A 17,453-nucleotide genomic window follows, 5' to 3' on the forward strand; every position below is an offset into this window, starting at 1 on the left:
TTACAATTGGTTATCTTTTAACATCTCTACAGCAAATTTACTTGGTAAAGCTTACCTCGACTAATACTATTTTAGCAGTAGGTAATTCAATTCGAACTAAAAATCATCAAAATAACACTTAAACATCACTTACGGCGTATACTATTTTATCTCCAAATTGGCCAAACTAGTAAAAAAAGCAGTAAACTGCTCCTCTAACACCAATTACCAATCACTAGAATACAACACTGTTAGGGATAAACTAGACTCGGATAATTGACATAAAAATCATTTGTAGCCACTTTAATGGCATTGAAATTACCGTAGTTATCATTTTCCCATGGATTTTTCCATGCACATACGCCTGCGTACCCGTTCCAATAGCTTTGTTTGTAATAATTGGCCAGAGTAATATTCCAATTGCCGGAATTATTATAGGATGAGCTGTTGACATCATACCCCGGTGTTTCTCCGATCAAGACAGGTTTATCACCATTATCTAACCAATAGCCGATGGTCGTGGTAAATGGCGCCCCGGAGGATTGCCACTGGTACCAATGGGGTGAATAAAAATCTAAATAGGCGTTGGAATTGTTGTACTGCGCCTGCAATTTTGCATTGCTATAATTATTGCCCCCATAGGTATCCCATGATGTGTACCTATCGCTGTTAAAAATAATCCACATTGAACCTACCGTCACCGGCTTGGTAGAAAATTGGTTTGTCTTGGCCGCACACCATGCAATGAAACGCACGACATTGTTCTTATTTAAATTGCCACAGTTTGCATCACGCCACATATGCTCTGGCTCATTGCAGATATCATATCCCATAATGGTGGGTTCATTTTCATAACGCTGCAGAAAGGGGACAAGAAAATATTCGGTATACCACTGGGTTTTGTTGACGTCATTGATGATCTGCCTAAATTGATTGTACTTGCTGCTGGTATTCTTTACCATATCAAATGACCAAAATGTAACCAGCAGATACACTCCCTTTGATTTAGCGATCTGAACGAGTTGGTCCATATCTGTCCAGAACTGACTACTGGCACCTGTGACAAGACCGTCACCGTTTAAAGACGGACTATGGCTCCCCGACCCATGCACCCAGATTCTAGCAAGGTTAATTTTATTATCCTTATAACGCTGAAACTCATTGCTCCACCAGGTGTAATCAAAATTTCTACCTAAAAAATCTAAAGTATAATCGCTTTGCTTTTGCCAGGCTGTGTTGATACCATTGAAAAAAATCTGCTTTGAGGCAACATAAAATTTATTGCCCGAAATAGTCACGGCATCAGTGATTGAAGCCGGAGCAACACCATTGTTCAAAGCCATCTTTTTCTGCTTGGGCAGAGATTCTGCAGCCTGATCAAAAGCTTTTTTTTGGCAGCTGTATGACAATATGATCAAGCAGATACACCATAATTTACATAAAGATCTCATAATTGTTTATTTTGGTTATTCTAAGATAGTGAGCTAACGATATTGCTGGCTAATACTTTATTAACAAATAGTTGTACAAGGGTGTAATTATTCTACTCACCCAGCATAATTACCTGATCGGAACCGTATAATGCTTTGATCTTAGCCTCACTGTTCTTTTCAAAGACCAATTCTGACCAGCCCATAAAAAACACCCAATTGGGCTGGTCTTTAAGTACCTCAAGTGACGGTAATACCTGGCACTCTCCGATCGCCATTGGCCTTCCTGCTGCTACACGAACGATCGCATCATACTTTTCATTACTAAACCCCGTGTGATCATCGTATACATCAAGCGAAACAATATCCCAATAGGATCTTCCGGGATTATACAGCTCGACGTCAGTATCCAGGCTTTGAAAATCTTGAACATTCCAAACCCAAATTAGATTATCGAGCTCTTTTTTCTTAACCATAAAGTCATGTACATACCGGTAGAGTCTAGCGGTGCCTTTTTCTCCCGGGCGTCCCCCCCACCAAAATTTCCCCTGATTCATCTCATGAAAGGGCCTGAACAGAGCGATGACCTTGTTGTCTTTCAATCGCTTTAGATAAACTGCAATTTCTTCCATCATCGAGACTAATTTACCATGCTCTAAGGTCCCTTCTATAAAAAGGTTTTCCCACTGGCTGTCTGTCAAATGACTTAAAACGCCACGTCCGTCATCCCAGCTACAAGGTTGTCCATTGACAGGGTTGCAGGCGTGCCACATGATATTAACAATTGCACCCTGATGGAATTGGCTGATAGCCTCATCAATCATAGTGCTCCTGTGATCAATATTTTCCTGCTGAAATAAAAAATCACCGCTCCACAGCTTCGGATATCTACCTACTAGTTTGTTTATGGCATTGGTCCAGCGGGCAGGCTCACTATTGGGTTCGCGATTGTGTATACCACCAATAACACGCTTTCCCTTAATCCGGGATAGGTAATCCATTATCTTTTGCTTTTCTTTTTTAGCCGACCACGAAACAGAATCATTGACCTGCGTATTTGCCGCCAGCGATTGGCTAGTCAATGTTTTACAGCCGATCCCGGTGATCACGATTAATGAACTACATAGTAGCGCTAGTGACTTGAATATATTTTTTTCCATAATAGGTGATTTGTTACTGTCATTACTTAATAATATAAAGCTTCTCTTTTTTAGATCCCACAAAAAGATCTTTCAATAATATTTTTCCATCCTGATGATCTTTCAGCTCTTCTGCCTGATATTTTAATGTAAGCGGGTCAAATGATTGGATCTCCTTTTTGTTTCCGATGATGTCCAAAATCTCTACGCTACTACTAAAAACCTCATTCGTGGGATTGTAAAGATAGATATAGAGTTCCTCGCCACATTTTACGCCATAGGCTTCAAGCCTACCGGCTTTTAATGCCAATGGCTTGAATTCTCCTTTTCCATTCAGCAACATACGGTCGCTCAATTGCCGTACCCCACGATAATAAGGTAGCATATCCCTATTCTGAAAGTATTCCCACCACCAGCTCATCGGTAGGATCGGTGTTGATGAGAAAAGCCCATACCAGAGACCCCGTTTGAAATCTAATTCCATCTCATATGCAAAATCATCAAAATTTTGCTGCCAATCCCATTCATAGCCAAACTCGCCAATGACATAAGGCTTTTTATGTTTTGTGGAGTATGCATTGATTTCTGAGGGTATCAGATCAGTATGTTTGTAAATGTGTTTTTGATTGATATCTATTGCCTCGATATCATTGAGCCCCGGGATATCTCTATGGGATATGCTGGTAGTAACAATGTGTTTATATGGATCTATCTTTTTTAAATAGGTAGCCATTTCAGTATGCCATTCTACAATAGCTTTAGAAGAAATCGGCTTTTCCCGACCATTAAACTGTATATTATCTACTTCATTCAGAAACTCCCACATAGCAATATGCGGTGAATACCCCCAGCGTGACACAATGTAGCGCAAACGATTTTTATAAAGCGTTTTAGCCTCTTCGGCTGCAAAAAACTCGTCCGTCGTCTTTACCCCTCCGATATTATCGGATCTGAAATTACCCATTCCCAAAGTAAGCATAACATATAAATCGAGTGAATCGGCAAGATCGACGAGATGATCGAGCCGGCGTACTGCGCTGGGGTTAAAATGAGCTGGATCTGACTGGTAGCGATCATTGTTGAATCCGTCCTGAAAATCTATGGGCAAATTCCAGGGACAGATCCAGGTCCTAAAGAAATTGCCGCCATTTTCAGCAAATTCGGCAAGCATACGGTCATAATTATAAACGGAAGCATTTTGGTGCAGTGCTGCATAATATTTTGAATCGTCTTTACGCCTTGATTCCCAACAGATGTTTTCGGCTATCCCACGAAAGGATGTACCGTTATCAAATTGTAAGGACCAGTTATTTTTAACACTTAGAAATCCTTTTTCTGCCGTTTCCCGCACCCGCGCATCGAATTTCCTAGATGTGGCGACTATTTTTCCATTTTTGCTCAATACGAACTTAAAATGATAATCGCCATGCTGTCTGGGTGAGAACCGGGCATTCCATTCTGAAATATCCCCAGATTGCCCCTTTACATAAAAGCACGGCTGAAGCAGTACCTCACCTGATGCTGTATATATCTCCATGTCAAGCTTAATGTCTTCCTGCAAATAAGGGTTTGTCCAGGTCGATTTAAGTTTTATAACGAAATCCATCCGTCTTCCTTGAAGTGCTGCTGACTCCTTAAAATCGACAGAAATAATCTGGGAAAATGTAGTTACTGGAAATATGAAAAAAAAGATTATTCCAATTAAAAAGCGCATACCTGATTAATTGACGGTTACACCATCGGCCAATACATACATATTGGGGAGGTCCTTTGAAAATAAACTTATACTGCTCCTAAATAGCGTTTTGAAATCATCGGCTGAGGGATGCCCTTTCCATGGTCCATAGAAATGTATCCCTTGCTTTAATGGATCGTATTCATTTCGCCACATAACGACCATACTGATTTTTTTACCAACGAGTGGAGTGAGGATCTGCTCGGTCCAATAACTGACATAGGGTACATTACCATTTCTGATCCCTTCAATTCCTGTTTCGGTAACACCAGCAGGCTTTTTCTTTTCTAAAGAAAGCTCTTGCAACGCGTTTAAATTGGAAAGAAACGCTTGGGTATTTGTACCATGATAACAGTCCATACCGATAAAATCGACTAATTCATCCCCCGGCCAGCGGAATAGCAGATCTTCTTTCCGTCCATTATTGTCCCGTTGTGGCGATATCGCAAAAATAAAATTATGTACCCCTTTCGCTACTGTCAAATAAGATAACGTAAACTTCCAAAGCGCTATAAACTCTTCACTAGTCGTACAAGAACTTCCCCACCAGGACCAGCTTTGGGTATGTTCATGAAAAGGTCTAAAGATAACAGGAATCAATTTGCCATTGCCATCCTTCAATGAAAGTGCAAACGTGGCGAGATTATCCAACCAACTTTTAAATTTTAAATTTGTTGCACTTCCATCGGTCAAAATTTCTTTAACAACTGTTTTTGATGAATTGTCCCATGAATCCCCGCCCGTCAAGGGATTGTTTAGGTGGCACATAGCGGTAATAACTTCACCACGGGAACGCGCTTCAAGGATAGCCTTTTTACGGGCCTCGTTTAAAGTCGCTCTGGTACGGCGGTCATCCATCAATTCAGCAAAATCAACACTAAAAACTGCGGGGTAGTCGCCTACAATTTCGTAAACGTCAGATCTACCGGCAACTTCCTTCCATTCTCTGCCGTAGATCAGATCATCATGATGGCCAAACATAAAGCCTTTGTCTTTTATCTTCCATAATTGGGAGTAGAGCGCTTTAGTTTCTGCCGTCGCCTGCTTGTCAAATAATCGGAGTTCGATTTGTGAGGGTTTTTCTCCGGGCTTTTGATCTGTGGCCGGATCAGCCTTGGTACATGCCGTTCCACCTATTAAGATGGACACGGCATACATAAATAACTTCTTCATGATTTGGATCAATTACGCTTTTTCACTTCCACCCAATATCTTCTGGGCTTTTTCACAAACTTATCATAGTCTGTATAGATTGCAGACCAGTCGTCATTACCGTTCAATGAAAAAGCAAAAGCATTGTTAACAATTGTTTTAGCCTGTTTATTGCCAAGATCCTCGGTACCAGGACCAAGAAAACTACAATTTACGCTGCTTCCATCTGCGGCAATTAGCGTCAAGATATCGGTTGTGTAGTCCCGCTCCCATTTCCCTTCACCCTTCGGTATTTTACGATAAAATTTATTGACATCTGTTTTGGGGTCTGGTGTATAAATGAAATTGGCATATTTTCCGTCAGCGCCGGCATCATTTACAAATGTACCCGTAGTTTTACCTGTCGGTGTTACTCCTGTCAGTTTAAAGGTTATGCTATTATCCAATTCCACTTGAGGACCATCAGATACAGGCCATATCCATGGTTTACTCGTTAAGGATAAAACCGCGCCACCACCATATTCAGGCCCTGTACCACCATAAAGTACAAGTCCGGTAATATCGTAGGTACCGAGGATCGTTTCGGTAAAAGGCTCGACGATGACCTCCCATTCTCGAGATTCACCTGTCTCTGCTGTCACGGTATAATTATACTTATAGTTGCCGGCAAGAAAATTGACTTCAGAACCAGAGGCAGGCGAAACAGTAGCGCGATAAGATTGTTGGATCACAGGTTTCACTTTGGAAAAGTCAGTATTGTCCTCCACCAATACTTTTACTTTCACTGTCCCAGCGGCCCTGTCTACAACTGCTGCTCCTATCTGCGTAAAGCCTGTCCCCATGGAAAAGTTTTCAATGGATTTCTCATTGCTCTCGACTCCCTTATAGGGATCCTTTTTACAACCAAAGACTGTAAAAACCAATATCAAATATGCTGCAAAACCAGCTTTATATGTTTTCAGATTCATAATAAAATAGTTATGGTTTCAATAATGGGTTTGTATCAATTTCACGCTGTGGAATTGGAAAAAAGTATGCTCCTGAAGTGATGGATTTACCATACTTTTCTACCAAAACTTTTTCCATCAGATGATTGCGTCGTAAATCAAACAGCCTATTCCCTTCAAATGCAAGCTCTAGTGCACGTTCTTCAACTACTGCCTCACGAAATGCAGCGACCGATAGATTTGCTGTAAGCGGGCCTAGGCCTGCCCGGCTACGGATTTTATTCACCGCAGCATATCCCTCAGCTGTAGGACCAGCAGACTCTGCATAAACCAGAAGAATATCCGAATAACGTATCACCGGCGAATTGGTACTCATTTTATCTGCATCCCGAAGTGGATCAATGTACTTTCGGGTAAAAGGTCGCGAGAAATCCGCAATACCAAGTTTAATGGTTTTGCCATCGGGATTGACAACTTCTGAAACAATAAGGTCTGTTTTCCTCTTATCACTTGAGTTGTAGCTGTTGTAGTGCGCGGCCTCCATCTGAAAATGGTTCCACCCTTTACCAATATTGATTATTGTAGTCTCAGGATCGCTTGGATTGTATGGAATACGCATTGCAAAACCGGGATCAGGCAAAAACATGTTCGGTAATTTGGAATAATTCCCCTCGCGCTCACCTGAGCGATCTACAGCAGCGTCAAATATGTGTTCGGAAACGGCAGCTTTTTTATAAATTTCAGTATTCCAGATATCAGGTAACACACTTGTAAAATTAAAAATTTGCTGATCGTTGATCACTTTTGCGGCATATGTATTCGCTTCAAGATAGAGCTTTGTCGCATCAGTTACAAATTCGTAGCCTGGCGAAGTTGAAGCTTTTGAAGACGCCATATGGAGGTATACCTTTGCGAGTAATGACTGGGCAGCACACCGATTTGCCCTTCCCTCAAAATTTTTAGAAATTGACATCAATTGTTCCCCTTGCTTTAGATCAGCAATGATAACATCGTAAACCTGCTGGATACTTGACTTGGCTACAGGGATCTGCTCGGCCTCAACAAGGGGTTCTAAACGAAGCGGAACTTCACCGAATAGACGCACTAGATTAAAATTGTGAAGTGCACGCAAAAAATAAGCCTCGCCGATAATTTGATTGCGGTCAGCTTCCGCCATATTAGGAACGTTAGGAACATTGGCTATTACGGCGTTAGCACGTGAAATACCACGATAAAGATATGTCCATAGATTATCAAGATCTGAATTTGTCGAGGTAGTCCGTAATTGATCCAGTTCAAAATTTGACTGCCCTGCATCTGCTTTCGCTGTCAGATTCTCAGTCGGCAATTCAGTAATAATGTAATAACCCCTAGAATAATATCCGACTTCAGGCAAAATGGCGTAAGCATAGATCAAGCCTGAAAGCGCATCTTGCCCCGTCTTGTAAAAAGACTTTGAATTAACTATTCCATAAGGCTCTTCTGTTAGTTTAGAACAGGATATAAAAGTACTGCTGATTAGTCCTAAAAGACAAATAGGTATAAAAAGTTTATTGATTTTCATGGCTGTTTAATTTAAAATCCAACGGATAATCCAAGGGAATAAGTTCGAGGTCGTGGGTAATTACCCCAGTTGATTCCATCCAATCCCATCTCGGGATCAAAACCCTTGTTAAATTTGGTAAAAGTCAGTAAGTTATTGCCGGCGGCAAACAACCTTAATGTGCTGATGCCAGCAATCAGGCCCGGCTTAAAATTATAGCCAATGGTAACATTTTGCAGTCTAAGAAAGGAACCGTCTTCAACGAAAAAATCCGAAGCTTTATAGCCTCGCGTATTATTGGCTCTAGGATATAACTGACTTGGGTTATCGGGCGTCCAGCGCTGCACTTGCCTGCTCGGTGTCATCTTTTGAAGATCGAAAACATCATTCCCATATACGCCGTAAAACTGGGCACTTAGGTCAAAACGCTTGTACGAAGCACTGGTATTAAAGCTATAAATGAATTTAGGTGTAGGGTCGCCAATTACTGTACGGTCATATGTAGGATCTATGGTCCCATCAGACTCGCCCTTAGGGCCGCTGATATCGACGTATTTAATCTCACCTGGTAATGCCTCCCGCCCAGTAAGTCCGGCACCTATCCCTTCCTCCAATGTTTGAATTATTCCATTTGCACGATAACCATAGAACGTATACATTGGTTGGCCAACGATAAAATGGTTGACATTCTGACGTACCATTTCAATCAATGATCCTGTGACAACACGGTCACTCTCGCCCATTCTAACCACTTTGTTACGGTTGAGAGCGAAATTGCCACCAACAGACCACTGTAAACCGTCGGTTTGAATTACTTTAGCATTGAGTCCCAATTCGAAACCACGGTTACTTATTTCACCATCGTTTACCCATTGTTGATCAAAGCCTGAGGATGGTGAAATTGTACGCGTACGGAGTAAATCTTTCGTCTGCTTGTCGTAATAATCTGCCGTCAGGGTAAAGCGCTGGTTCATAAACCCGATATCCAAACCAATATCGAAAGATGTTGTCGTCTCCCACTTTAGGCTTTTGTTCCCTAAGCCACCAACGACAGTAAGCCCCTGCTCATTATTGGCTCCGGCCAAGCCCGGACCAAAGCCCGTCATAAAACCATTTTGTGATCCTACAAAATAGCGCTCAGAGCCATAGCGGTCCATGGTCTGATAAGGAGATATCCCCTGATTACCTGTCAATCCATAACTTGCTCTAAATTTCAGCTCGGAAAATGCGCCCAGGTGTTTAATGAATTCTTCTTCACTTATTTTCCAGGCGAATGCTGCTGACGGGAAAAAGGCCCACTTATTATTGTCCCCAAATTTAGTAGAGCCATCTGCGCGACCGGTCAGGGTAAAAAGATACTTATCTGCTAAAGCATAATTTACCCGTCCAAACCAAGAATTCAATGTAGATGAAGAGAGTCCATTACTGAGTGTCTTTGTCTTTGCACTGTTGAGATTTTCATTTTGAAGGTTATCGTTGACAAAATTCATCCCTATCAAATTACTCGTTCTGGTTGTTGATGTCTGTAAAGAGAAACCTCCTACAATATTAAAGCGATGTATATCGTTAAATGTCTTGTTGATGGTGAGATAGTTTTCATTGACTAGCTCATTATTGTTATAGTTGCTAATAGAGCCATAACCTGTATTTTCATAACCTCGAAATGTCACAGTGGCTGGCTCGTAGATATCACCAACAGAATTACCAAACTTAGTACTTAACTGTGTCCTAAACTGAAGCCAATCAGTAAATTTTATATTAGCAAATACTGTAGCCAAGACGTCTATAGTCTTTGACTTGTTGAGCACTTCATTAGCAATCGCTATCGGATTACCAAAATCCGTAGCCGATGTACGAAAATAGTTTCCATTTTTGTCATAAACAGGGAATATACGCGTACGGCCGGCACTCAAATTTTGCCCTTGATTGTTCGTATGTGTCAATATCACATTTGTACCAGCGGAGATAGCCTCAGTTAATTTTTGGTCTAAATTCAATCTGCCGGTATATTTGTCATACGCATTTTTTATCGCGAGTCCCTCTTCCTTATAATAATTACCGGACATGGAGTATTTTGTATTATCTGAACCTCCATCTACACCAAGCGTATAGTTTTGGGAAAAAGGGTTTCGATAGACTAAATCTGCCCAGTCGGTATTGGTGGTCCACTGTGGTTTATTGGGGTCCAACCCGCGCAATTCAGCTATAGACGGAAAGTAAACCCCACTCCTAACTTCGCCTAGATAAGGTAATTGACTTAAAGGAGTCCCCCCATTTAATGCCGCCTCATTTGCATAAACAGCTTCTTCGATGCCATCACGCCAAAGATCAGGTTTGACAGCTAGTGTCGAAATAGAATTTAAAGTGTTTAAAGATATTCTTGGTTTACCGGCTCTTGCCTTTTTGGTGGTAACCATAATAACTCCATTGGCCCCACGCGAACCATATATTGCTGCTGATGAGGCGTCCTTAAGTACTTCGATGGACTCAATATCTTCAGGATTTATCTGTTTTAGATCTCCTGCATCACCCCAGGGAAATCCATCAACAACAACAAGTGGCGCATTGGATCCATTGAGAGAGCTATTACCACGGATACGTACTGTAGCGCCAGCTCCAGGCTTACCGCTTGAAATTGCCACTTGGACTCCAGGGATCTTTCCTTGCAATAATTGATCCACTGATGAAGCCGGAGTCTTGTTTAGGTCCCCACCTTTGAGTGTGGCCACAGCGCCTGTAAGATCACTCTTTTTAACTCCGCCGTAACCGATAACAACCACATCCTCGAGATCGACTGTGGCGGTTGCCAAAACTGCATTTACAACTGTTTGATTATTTAATTGGACGTTTTCGGTCTTGAGTCCGAGCGAAGTGAAGGTCAAAACTCCTGTTCCGCCTGGCACAGAAATCTGATAATTCCCTTTTTCATTTGTGGTGACTGCCTGATTTCCATATTTTACTGTTACTCCAGCTAAAGGCTGACCCTGATTGTCCCGAACGGTTCCGGAAACTAATCGACTCTGAGCAACACTTAATTGAACGGCAAATAGCGCACTGCAAAAAAGAGTATAAGTCGTCAATAAACTTCTTCTCATAATATATAACATTTAGATTTATAAATTGCTTACTATGGGTAACTTCTATTAAGCATACGTACTGTATATCCCTTTCTTAATTGGTTAGCCTCAAGTATTAGACAAATATATTCCAATACCCCACTTAAAGATCAATACTATTTTAACCAAATGTTATACTCAAATTAAAATATACCCCATCTTACAATCAAAACCACAAAATACTATATATATTATTTTAACTCTTAAATGAAAACACGGCTGCCACTGAAGTTGAGTCTATAGGCAGATGGGGTACAATTTTTTTTACGTTTGAATGCCCGGTTAAAGTTGGAAATATTATTAAAACCACATAGGTAACAAATCTCAGCGACTGTATTGCTCGTCTCTATTAACATTCTGGTAGCGTGGCCAAGTCTTATTTCATTGAGATTGTCAATAAATGTTTTTCCTGTACGTTTCTTTATAAACCGGGAGAAAGAAACTTCGGACATATTGACCAGTTCGGCGACGTCATTAAGGGAGATCAATTTGCTGAAGTTTTTATTCATATAATCAAATGCTACATCTAAACGACGGCTTCGAAAATTCAGTGATTTGTCCAAAAGCATATCTCCCTCAACCAGTAGTTCAGTGTCTTTGCTTACCGATAAATCCCGCAAAATTAGCATTAATTTTATCACTGAATCAAACCCCACCGTTTTATGCAAATTCAATATTTCGGGTGCGATTGACTTAATAGTGCTTTTCGAGAATTTTATACCAAAGCTGCTTACTTGCAACATTCTTTTAATAAAATTCAGTTGATTTTTATTTAAAAATTGATCGCTAAATAGATCTTTATTCCATTGCACTGTCACTTCAACAATATTCTTTGATCTACAATTATTATTGAACCAGCCATGTGGCAAATTAGGGCCTGTCAAAACGAGCTCATAATCTCCAATTTCTTCAATCCTGTCTCCGACAACTCGCTGAGCACCGGAAGCATTCAAAATCATATTTAATTCGTACTCCTCATGGTAATGATATGGAAAATCAAATTTATCTTTAATGCGATGAAACACAGTGAAGCATTCTGTTTCTCTTAATGGAGTGACTTCTTTGATCGGATGGTGGCTCATAATTGTTAAAATACTATTATCTAAAATAACACTATAGTTATTAATAAACAATAACAGAACAATCAAATAGTATGAATCAAGCTATTATCAGTTAAAATAGTATTATATTTATGATACTCCCCAAATACTGGATAACTGTTTAAATGTTTAAATTAGCAGTTAATAGATGAAAAAACACGAAGAAAGTTTAGTGCAAGCTTCAAAGCTAAAGTAGCTATCGAAGCTATTAAGGAACAGCAAACGATTCATGAGCTTGCCTCTAAATATGAAGTTCAAGCTACGCAGATCAATACCTGGAAGCGGGAATTCTTAGATAATGCTGAAGCAGCATTTACGACGGATAAGCCTATGGTTAATGATGATTCGAAAGAGAAAGAGCTCTATTCGAAGATCGGCGAACTCCAGATGCAGGTTGATTTCTTAAAAAAAATCTTGGGCAAATGAGCACAGAAGATAAACGTAAGCTTATTTGCCCGTCCCACCACCATCTGAGCATTCATAAACAGTGTAAAATCATAGAACTCCCTCATAGCAGTTACTATTTCAAATCTAAGGGAGTATCTACGCTGAAGCAACAGCTGATGAATGCGATAGATCGCAAATTTCTAGATTGTCCATTTTATGGTGTTAAACGTATGACTGTTCACCTGTGTAAAGACCTGGGGTATTTTGTAGGTGAGAAACGTATTCGGAGGCTTTATAAGCTCATGAACCTTAGGACGATATATCCGAAGAAGAATTTGAGTAGATCAAACAAAGCTGATTATAAGTTCCCCTATCTTCTGAGGAATCTCAAGATAGAACGAATAAATCAGGTGTGGCAGGCTGATATAACCTACATCCCCATGTTCCGGGGTTTTATGTACATGTTTGCTATCATCGATGTGTATAGTAGAAAGATCATGGGTTGGGGAGTTTCCAATACAATGAATGCAGAATGGTGCAGGGATATCATGCTTGAAACGATTGAAAAACACGGTAAACCAGATATTTTTAATACAGATCAAGGCTCTCAATTTACTTCCAGTATCTTTGTTCGTGCGCTGCAAGATGCAGAAGTTCAAATATCTATGGATGGCAAAGGTCGTGCGATCGATAACATTTACATAGAAAGATTTTGGGGTTCACTAAAGAGAGAGAAAATCTATTTGAATCCTCCTAACGCAGGGATGGATCTCTATCAGAAAGTTAACGCTTATGTTACCTTTTATAACACGATAAGACGGCACGATTCGCTTGATGATGAAACTCCAGACACTGTTTATTACGCAAAGAAAGCCTCATAATTGGTCGGTGCAATAAGGAAAGCTGGTGGTAGGTATAATATTTCCCTCTTTTTCAAACACCCTCAATCACTTTGGGGAGGGGATTTGAAAAAAGAAAAATATTAGCAAATACAGTCAAAAATTGAAGATTATATATTAAGTTTGAATTTAGTTGTCCAACAAACCGGCAGTATCATAGAGCTCCTGCCACAATGTGGTGATCAATATGCTCGGCTCTTCCCCCATACGCTTTTTTATATGCGTAAAAGAATTTTTCAAGCGGATTAATCTTGCATTGAGATTTCCGGAGCAAGGTTTCCATGTCCAAATAGTTTTTGACGGTTTGTCTGTGCATGCACAGATGCCGTGCCATGGCACGTATGGAATATCCTTTTTTCTGTAATTCCTTCAGTTGCTCAAACCGCTTTAAGCGGATCCCGCCATGAGCTGAATCCGGAGAGCTTCTGTTTTCAGATAGTGAGCTTTGATTTTCAGCTATTTGTTGATCGTCAACCCGCAACTGCTTATTGGCCAACAAAGCTGTGGCTTTGCTGTAATGCCTAATCAAAACTTTCTGTACAGCCTCACTTAAATTTTTCAACACCTTTTGCTGGTGAAAAATCGCTTTTTTCAATCAACCGTAGTATAGTCGTATCGCTAGTGGGTATAGACAATATGGTACAAATCCGCTGAGCAGGCCTTCCTCCGGCAAGAAGCCCAAGTTGTCTAATCTTACTTTCCAGACGCTCAGTCCTCCGTTTATATGGCCTGAAATGACTCTCGAGCCTCTCGGTGAATATTTTGAACGGACATTCGTCTTGATGACAATAAAATTTACGAGAGCGAAGAATAATTCTGGAAGTTTTACCAAAGACAGGAAGGTCTGCGATCTTGCGGGTGTAATAGCTGTGGATTCTTTTCGAAGTGATGCAGCAGTTTGAACAGACAGCACTTTGGGTAGTACTCTGCACATAAACTACCAGTACATCTTGCTGGTTATCTACTGATATAATCCTGAAGTTATCACCATCGTCCGAAAAAACAAGTTTTGATGCATTCATTAAAATATGAACGCTAATTGAAGACAAATATAATGGTATTACCACCAAAAGTGGGGAAGAACCAACATCAGCCAGTATGGCAGTTGAATAACAGCTTTAAACGCACTACGCATCCCTAATTCTAATTCAATTTTGAGGGGTCAGCTTGTTCAAGTATATCCAGACTTCACATTTTTTATTTGCTCATGTTTGTTATTGCGATATTCGGAGATGTATACTTTGCAAAAATAAATTAAGCACGAAATTAAAGTAGCTCAAAATTTACCTTTTAACTGGATATGCTGCACCACAGTTTTCAACCGATTGTCTGTGATAGCTATCCTGTCAAATCCTGTTCCTGTCGATTTAAAAGTGTTGATACCGTTTTTAAATCCGCTTTTGATCTGGTTTCCGCTCACATTGATATCTGATGATCTGCGTACCGAAGAAGATTGAATATCGATACCGACCTCATTGGAATCATTCCCCTCAATAATATTTCCCTCTACGGAACAGTTGTCGACCGTATATAACGAGATGCCCGTTTTCCCAACACCCAAAACAACATTTCCGGCAGTTTGATCCAGGGCTAAAAATCCACTTTCAAAATATCTTGTTCAAAAAATTATCCTGTCTATCAGACTATCAACGAGATGTAATGCGATAGATATGCAATTCTATTTCTTATCCTATGCAAAGTCGATCGAAGAACAAATCTGTTAGATTTGTAAGACTGCAAATGATCAAAATCCAGATAGAATAGATAAATGTTCCTAATATGAAATCAATATTTGAGAAAAACATAAGAGAAGCGGTCATCGAAAGAATTAATTTATTACACGAGGACAGCGATGCTCTTTGGGGAAAAATGACAGTAACGCAATTATTAATCGAGCAATATGAAACATTTGAAAAAGCTACATTTGTACATTGGTTCTTTGGTAGAATGTCCAGAGCCCAATTAGGTCAGTTCATATACAAACATTGCAACCACCATTTAAAGCAGTTTGGAGCGTAACCCAAAAAGCCACGGAACCGCTACATGTGTCAGACGTTATAACGGGTTCGTTCGAGGGCAGGTATCTGAAAATGGAATAGGTCATTATTGGTGTAATGTTTCAACACGCAGGATTGTGTTTAATCTCGGATATGATCTATTATAAAAAAAGCGCCATTGAACAAACTCAAGTTATTTATTTATATTTGATCTGCTCAATTTCTTTAATTTGAATAGTATTCTACTAATATAAATGGGAAAACCTGTATTTTTATATCTGATTTTATTTTTTATAGCCACAATTTCCAAAACTAAAGCGATTGCTTTAAAAGACTCCTCAATTCTCAATCTTACTAATCTCATTCAAAATAAAGATACTTTTGTTGAGCAAAAAGAGCTTTATCTTTCCCTGATAAAAAAAAAGCTGGACAATAGCACCGAAAATCTGAATCTAAAATTTGAATTACAAAAACAGCTGAGTAGCTCATACGCATCCTATAAATCTGATTCCGCTATTTATTATGCTAAGAAAAATTTGGAACTGGCAAATAAACTCCAGAGTCCAAATTGGATACTAGAAACTGAATTAGACCTTTCTCTACATTATCTGGTCGCAGGTATGTACATTGATTCTAAAGATATTTTGGATAGAATACCCATCCAAAAATTAAACAATCACCTAAAAATAAAATATCTGGATGCTCAAAAGAACTTTTTCAAGTTTTATGCATACCATAATTATAACCAAAAAAATTATTTAGCAATTAGCCGTAATTATCGTGATTCTTTATTAACGCTGCTTGATGAATCTTCGAATCACTACAAAATGGTATATGCAGAAAAACTGATCGACCTGAACAAAATAAAAGAGGCTAAAGTAATCTTGAATTCAATATTCGCGACAATAAAGGAAGATAGCCATGAAAAAGCAATGCTTGCATTCTCACTTTCAGAAATATACCGAAAGGAAGGCAATGTAGGCAAACAGTGCGAACTGCTGATTATATCCGCAGCTTGCGATATTAAAAATGCGATAAAAGAAAATACTTCCATGCAAGCGTTAGCATTTTTACTGCACCAACAAGGTTACATCGATGAATCCTATATGTGTATAAAATCATCGCTTGAAGACGCAATCTTCTGCAATGCTAAATTTAGGACCTATGAAGTTTCTCAAATTTTCCCAATTATTGATACCTCTTATCAGGAACATCAAAAACAAAAAAAGGAGCAATTGTTTACGTTTTTAATTGTTGCTTCCGTCCTTTCCATATTATTGATACTAGCGATAATATATGTTTATAAACAGATGAGAAAAGTGAGTAGGTTCAGGCTCGAATTATTTAAAGCAAATCAGGATCTCAATAAACTAAATGACGAATTACAAACTAAAAATGAAGAGTATAAAATTGTAAACAACAAATTGTCCAAAACGAACAATTTGTTGTATGAATCCAATCACATCAAAGAGGTATACATCGGACATTTTCTTGATATCTGTTCAATGTACATCACGAAATTGGAGAAATTTCAGACCTTAATAAAGAAAATGATCATGGGAGACAAAATCTCGGAGCTCCTTAACTTGGTTAAATCTAACGAGAGAATAGACAAAGAAAAAAAGGAACTGTTTAATACCTTTGATCATATTTTTCTTCATCTCTTTCCCAGTTTTGTAGACGATATAAACTCGTTGCTGACCGAAGATGGAAAGATAATGCTTAAAACGAATGAGCTCTTGAATACCGAATTGCGCATCTTCGCCCTAATCAGACTCGGTGTAAATGATTCATCCAAAATTGCTGGATTTCTCCATTGTTCCTTAAACACAATTTATACTTATCGGGCAAAAATTAAAAGCAAAGCTATCATAGATAAGGATGAATTTGATAAAAACATCATGCAGATCGGAACGATTAAAAGTATTTAGAAACAAGACACCCGATACGTTTAAATACCCATCTATACAGCTCTGATTCGCTGTATTACATATCGTACTGCGTGTTAAATTTAGATTATTCGGTACGC

General features: G+C 39.4%; 14 protein-coding genes and 1 pseudogene. 4 read left to right on the forward strand and 11 right to left on the reverse strand.

The window, feature by feature from the left end; genetic code table 11:
• Positions 1-230: 230 nt before the first annotated feature.
• From B2O97_RS01000 to B2O97_RS01035, 8 genes are all read right to left on the reverse strand, one after another.
• Positions 231-1,322 carry a hypothetical protein gene (locus B2O97_RS01000; RefSeq protein ID WP_198385963.1) on the reverse strand — a complete coding sequence of 364 codons (1,092 nt, stop codon included), beginning with the start codon at positions 1,320-1,322 and terminating at the stop codon, positions 231-233.
• Positions 1,323-1,522: 200 nt separating this feature from the next.
• Positions 1,523-2,569, reverse strand: a complete 1,047-nt coding sequence (locus tag B2O97_RS01005) for a glycosyl hydrolase (protein ID WP_083295979.1) — start codon at positions 2,567-2,569, stop codon at positions 1,523-1,525.
• A gap of 22 nt (positions 2,570-2,591) precedes the next feature.
• The gene (locus B2O97_RS01010) at positions 2,592-4,262 is read right to left on the reverse strand and encodes a cellulase family glycosylhydrolase (RefSeq protein ID WP_070566737.1); all 1,671 of its coding nucleotides are present in this window, start codon (positions 4,260-4,262) and stop codon (positions 2,592-2,594) included.
• Positions 4,263-4,268: 6 nt separating this feature from the next.
• Positions 4,269-5,456, reverse strand: a complete 1,188-nt coding sequence (locus tag B2O97_RS01015) for a glycoside hydrolase family 26 protein (protein WP_088162439.1) — start codon at positions 5,454-5,456, stop codon at positions 4,269-4,271.
• A gap of 8 nt (positions 5,457-5,464) precedes the next feature.
• On the reverse strand, positions 5,465-6,403 hold the full coding sequence (locus tag B2O97_RS01020) for a hypothetical protein (protein WP_201303565.1): 939 nt from the start codon (positions 6,401-6,403) through the stop codon (positions 5,465-5,467).
• Between the two features lie 10 nt (positions 6,404-6,413).
• Entirely contained in the window at positions 6,414-7,946 is a 1,533-nt protein-coding gene (locus B2O97_RS01025; RefSeq protein WP_070566742.1) for a RagB/SusD family nutrient uptake outer membrane protein, read from the reverse strand.
• Positions 7,947-7,957: 11 nt separating this feature from the next.
• The gene (locus B2O97_RS01030; protein ID WP_157698540.1) at positions 7,958-11,020 is read right to left on the reverse strand and encodes a SusC/RagA family TonB-linked outer membrane protein; all 3,063 of its coding nucleotides are present in this window, start codon (positions 11,018-11,020) and stop codon (positions 7,958-7,960) included.
• Positions 11,021-11,244: 224 nt separating this feature from the next.
• A complete protein-coding gene (locus B2O97_RS01035) occupies positions 11,245-12,123 on the reverse strand; it encodes an AraC family transcriptional regulator (RefSeq protein WP_070566744.1) in 879 nt (292 codons plus the stop codon).
• Between the two features lie 162 nt (positions 12,124-12,285).
• Here B2O97_RS01035 and B2O97_RS25175 point away from each other — a divergent pair, with 162 nt between their 5' ends.
• Positions 12,286-12,567, forward strand: a complete 282-nt coding sequence (locus B2O97_RS25175) for a transposase (protein WP_070566746.1) — start codon at positions 12,286-12,288, stop codon at positions 12,565-12,567.
• Positions 12,555-13,409 (forward strand): annotated as a pseudogene (locus B2O97_RS01040) (IS3 family transposase); the annotation flags it as partial. The gene B2O97_RS25175 and the pseudogene B2O97_RS01040, both read left to right, overlap by 13 nt.
• A gap of 172 nt (positions 13,410-13,581) precedes the next feature.
• Here the strand turns inward: B2O97_RS01040 and B2O97_RS01045 are convergent.
• From B2O97_RS01045 to B2O97_RS01055, 3 genes are all read right to left on the reverse strand, one after another.
• Positions 13,582-14,022 carry a hypothetical protein gene (locus B2O97_RS01045; RefSeq protein WP_139145007.1) on the reverse strand — a complete coding sequence of 147 codons (441 nt, stop codon included), beginning with the start codon at positions 14,020-14,022 and terminating at the stop codon, positions 13,582-13,584.
• Positions 13,973-14,449: a transposase family protein gene (locus tag B2O97_RS01050; protein WP_070566753.1), complete on the reverse strand. Its 477-nt coding sequence runs from the start codon at positions 14,447-14,449 to the stop codon at positions 13,973-13,975. Before B2O97_RS01050 ends, B2O97_RS01045 begins: the two co-directional genes overlap by 50 nt.
• Before the next feature lie 254 nt (positions 14,450-14,703).
• The gene (locus B2O97_RS01055; RefSeq protein WP_070566755.1) at positions 14,704-14,988 is read right to left on the reverse strand and encodes a right-handed parallel beta-helix repeat-containing protein; all 285 of its coding nucleotides are present in this window, start codon (positions 14,986-14,988) and stop codon (positions 14,704-14,706) included.
• A gap of 218 nt (positions 14,989-15,206) precedes the next feature.
• On the opposite strand from B2O97_RS01055, the gene B2O97_RS01060 reads away from it, so the two are divergent.
• Complete coding sequence (locus tag B2O97_RS01060) at positions 15,207-15,446, forward strand: DUF1569 domain-containing protein (protein WP_070566757.1); 240 nt, start codon at positions 15,207-15,209, stop codon at positions 15,444-15,446.
• A 232-nt stretch (positions 15,447-15,678) separates the two neighbouring features.
• A complete protein-coding gene (locus B2O97_RS01065; protein WP_070566759.1) occupies positions 15,679-17,355 on the forward strand; it encodes a DUF6377 domain-containing protein in 1,677 nt (558 codons plus the stop codon).
• Positions 17,356-17,453: the final 98 nt, after the last annotated feature.

Origin of the sequence: Sphingobacterium sp. UBA865 (genome assembly GCF_002295765.1) — a bacterium.
GTDB lineage: Bacteria > Bacteroidota > Bacteroidia > Sphingobacteriales > Sphingobacteriaceae > Sphingobacterium > Sphingobacterium multivorum.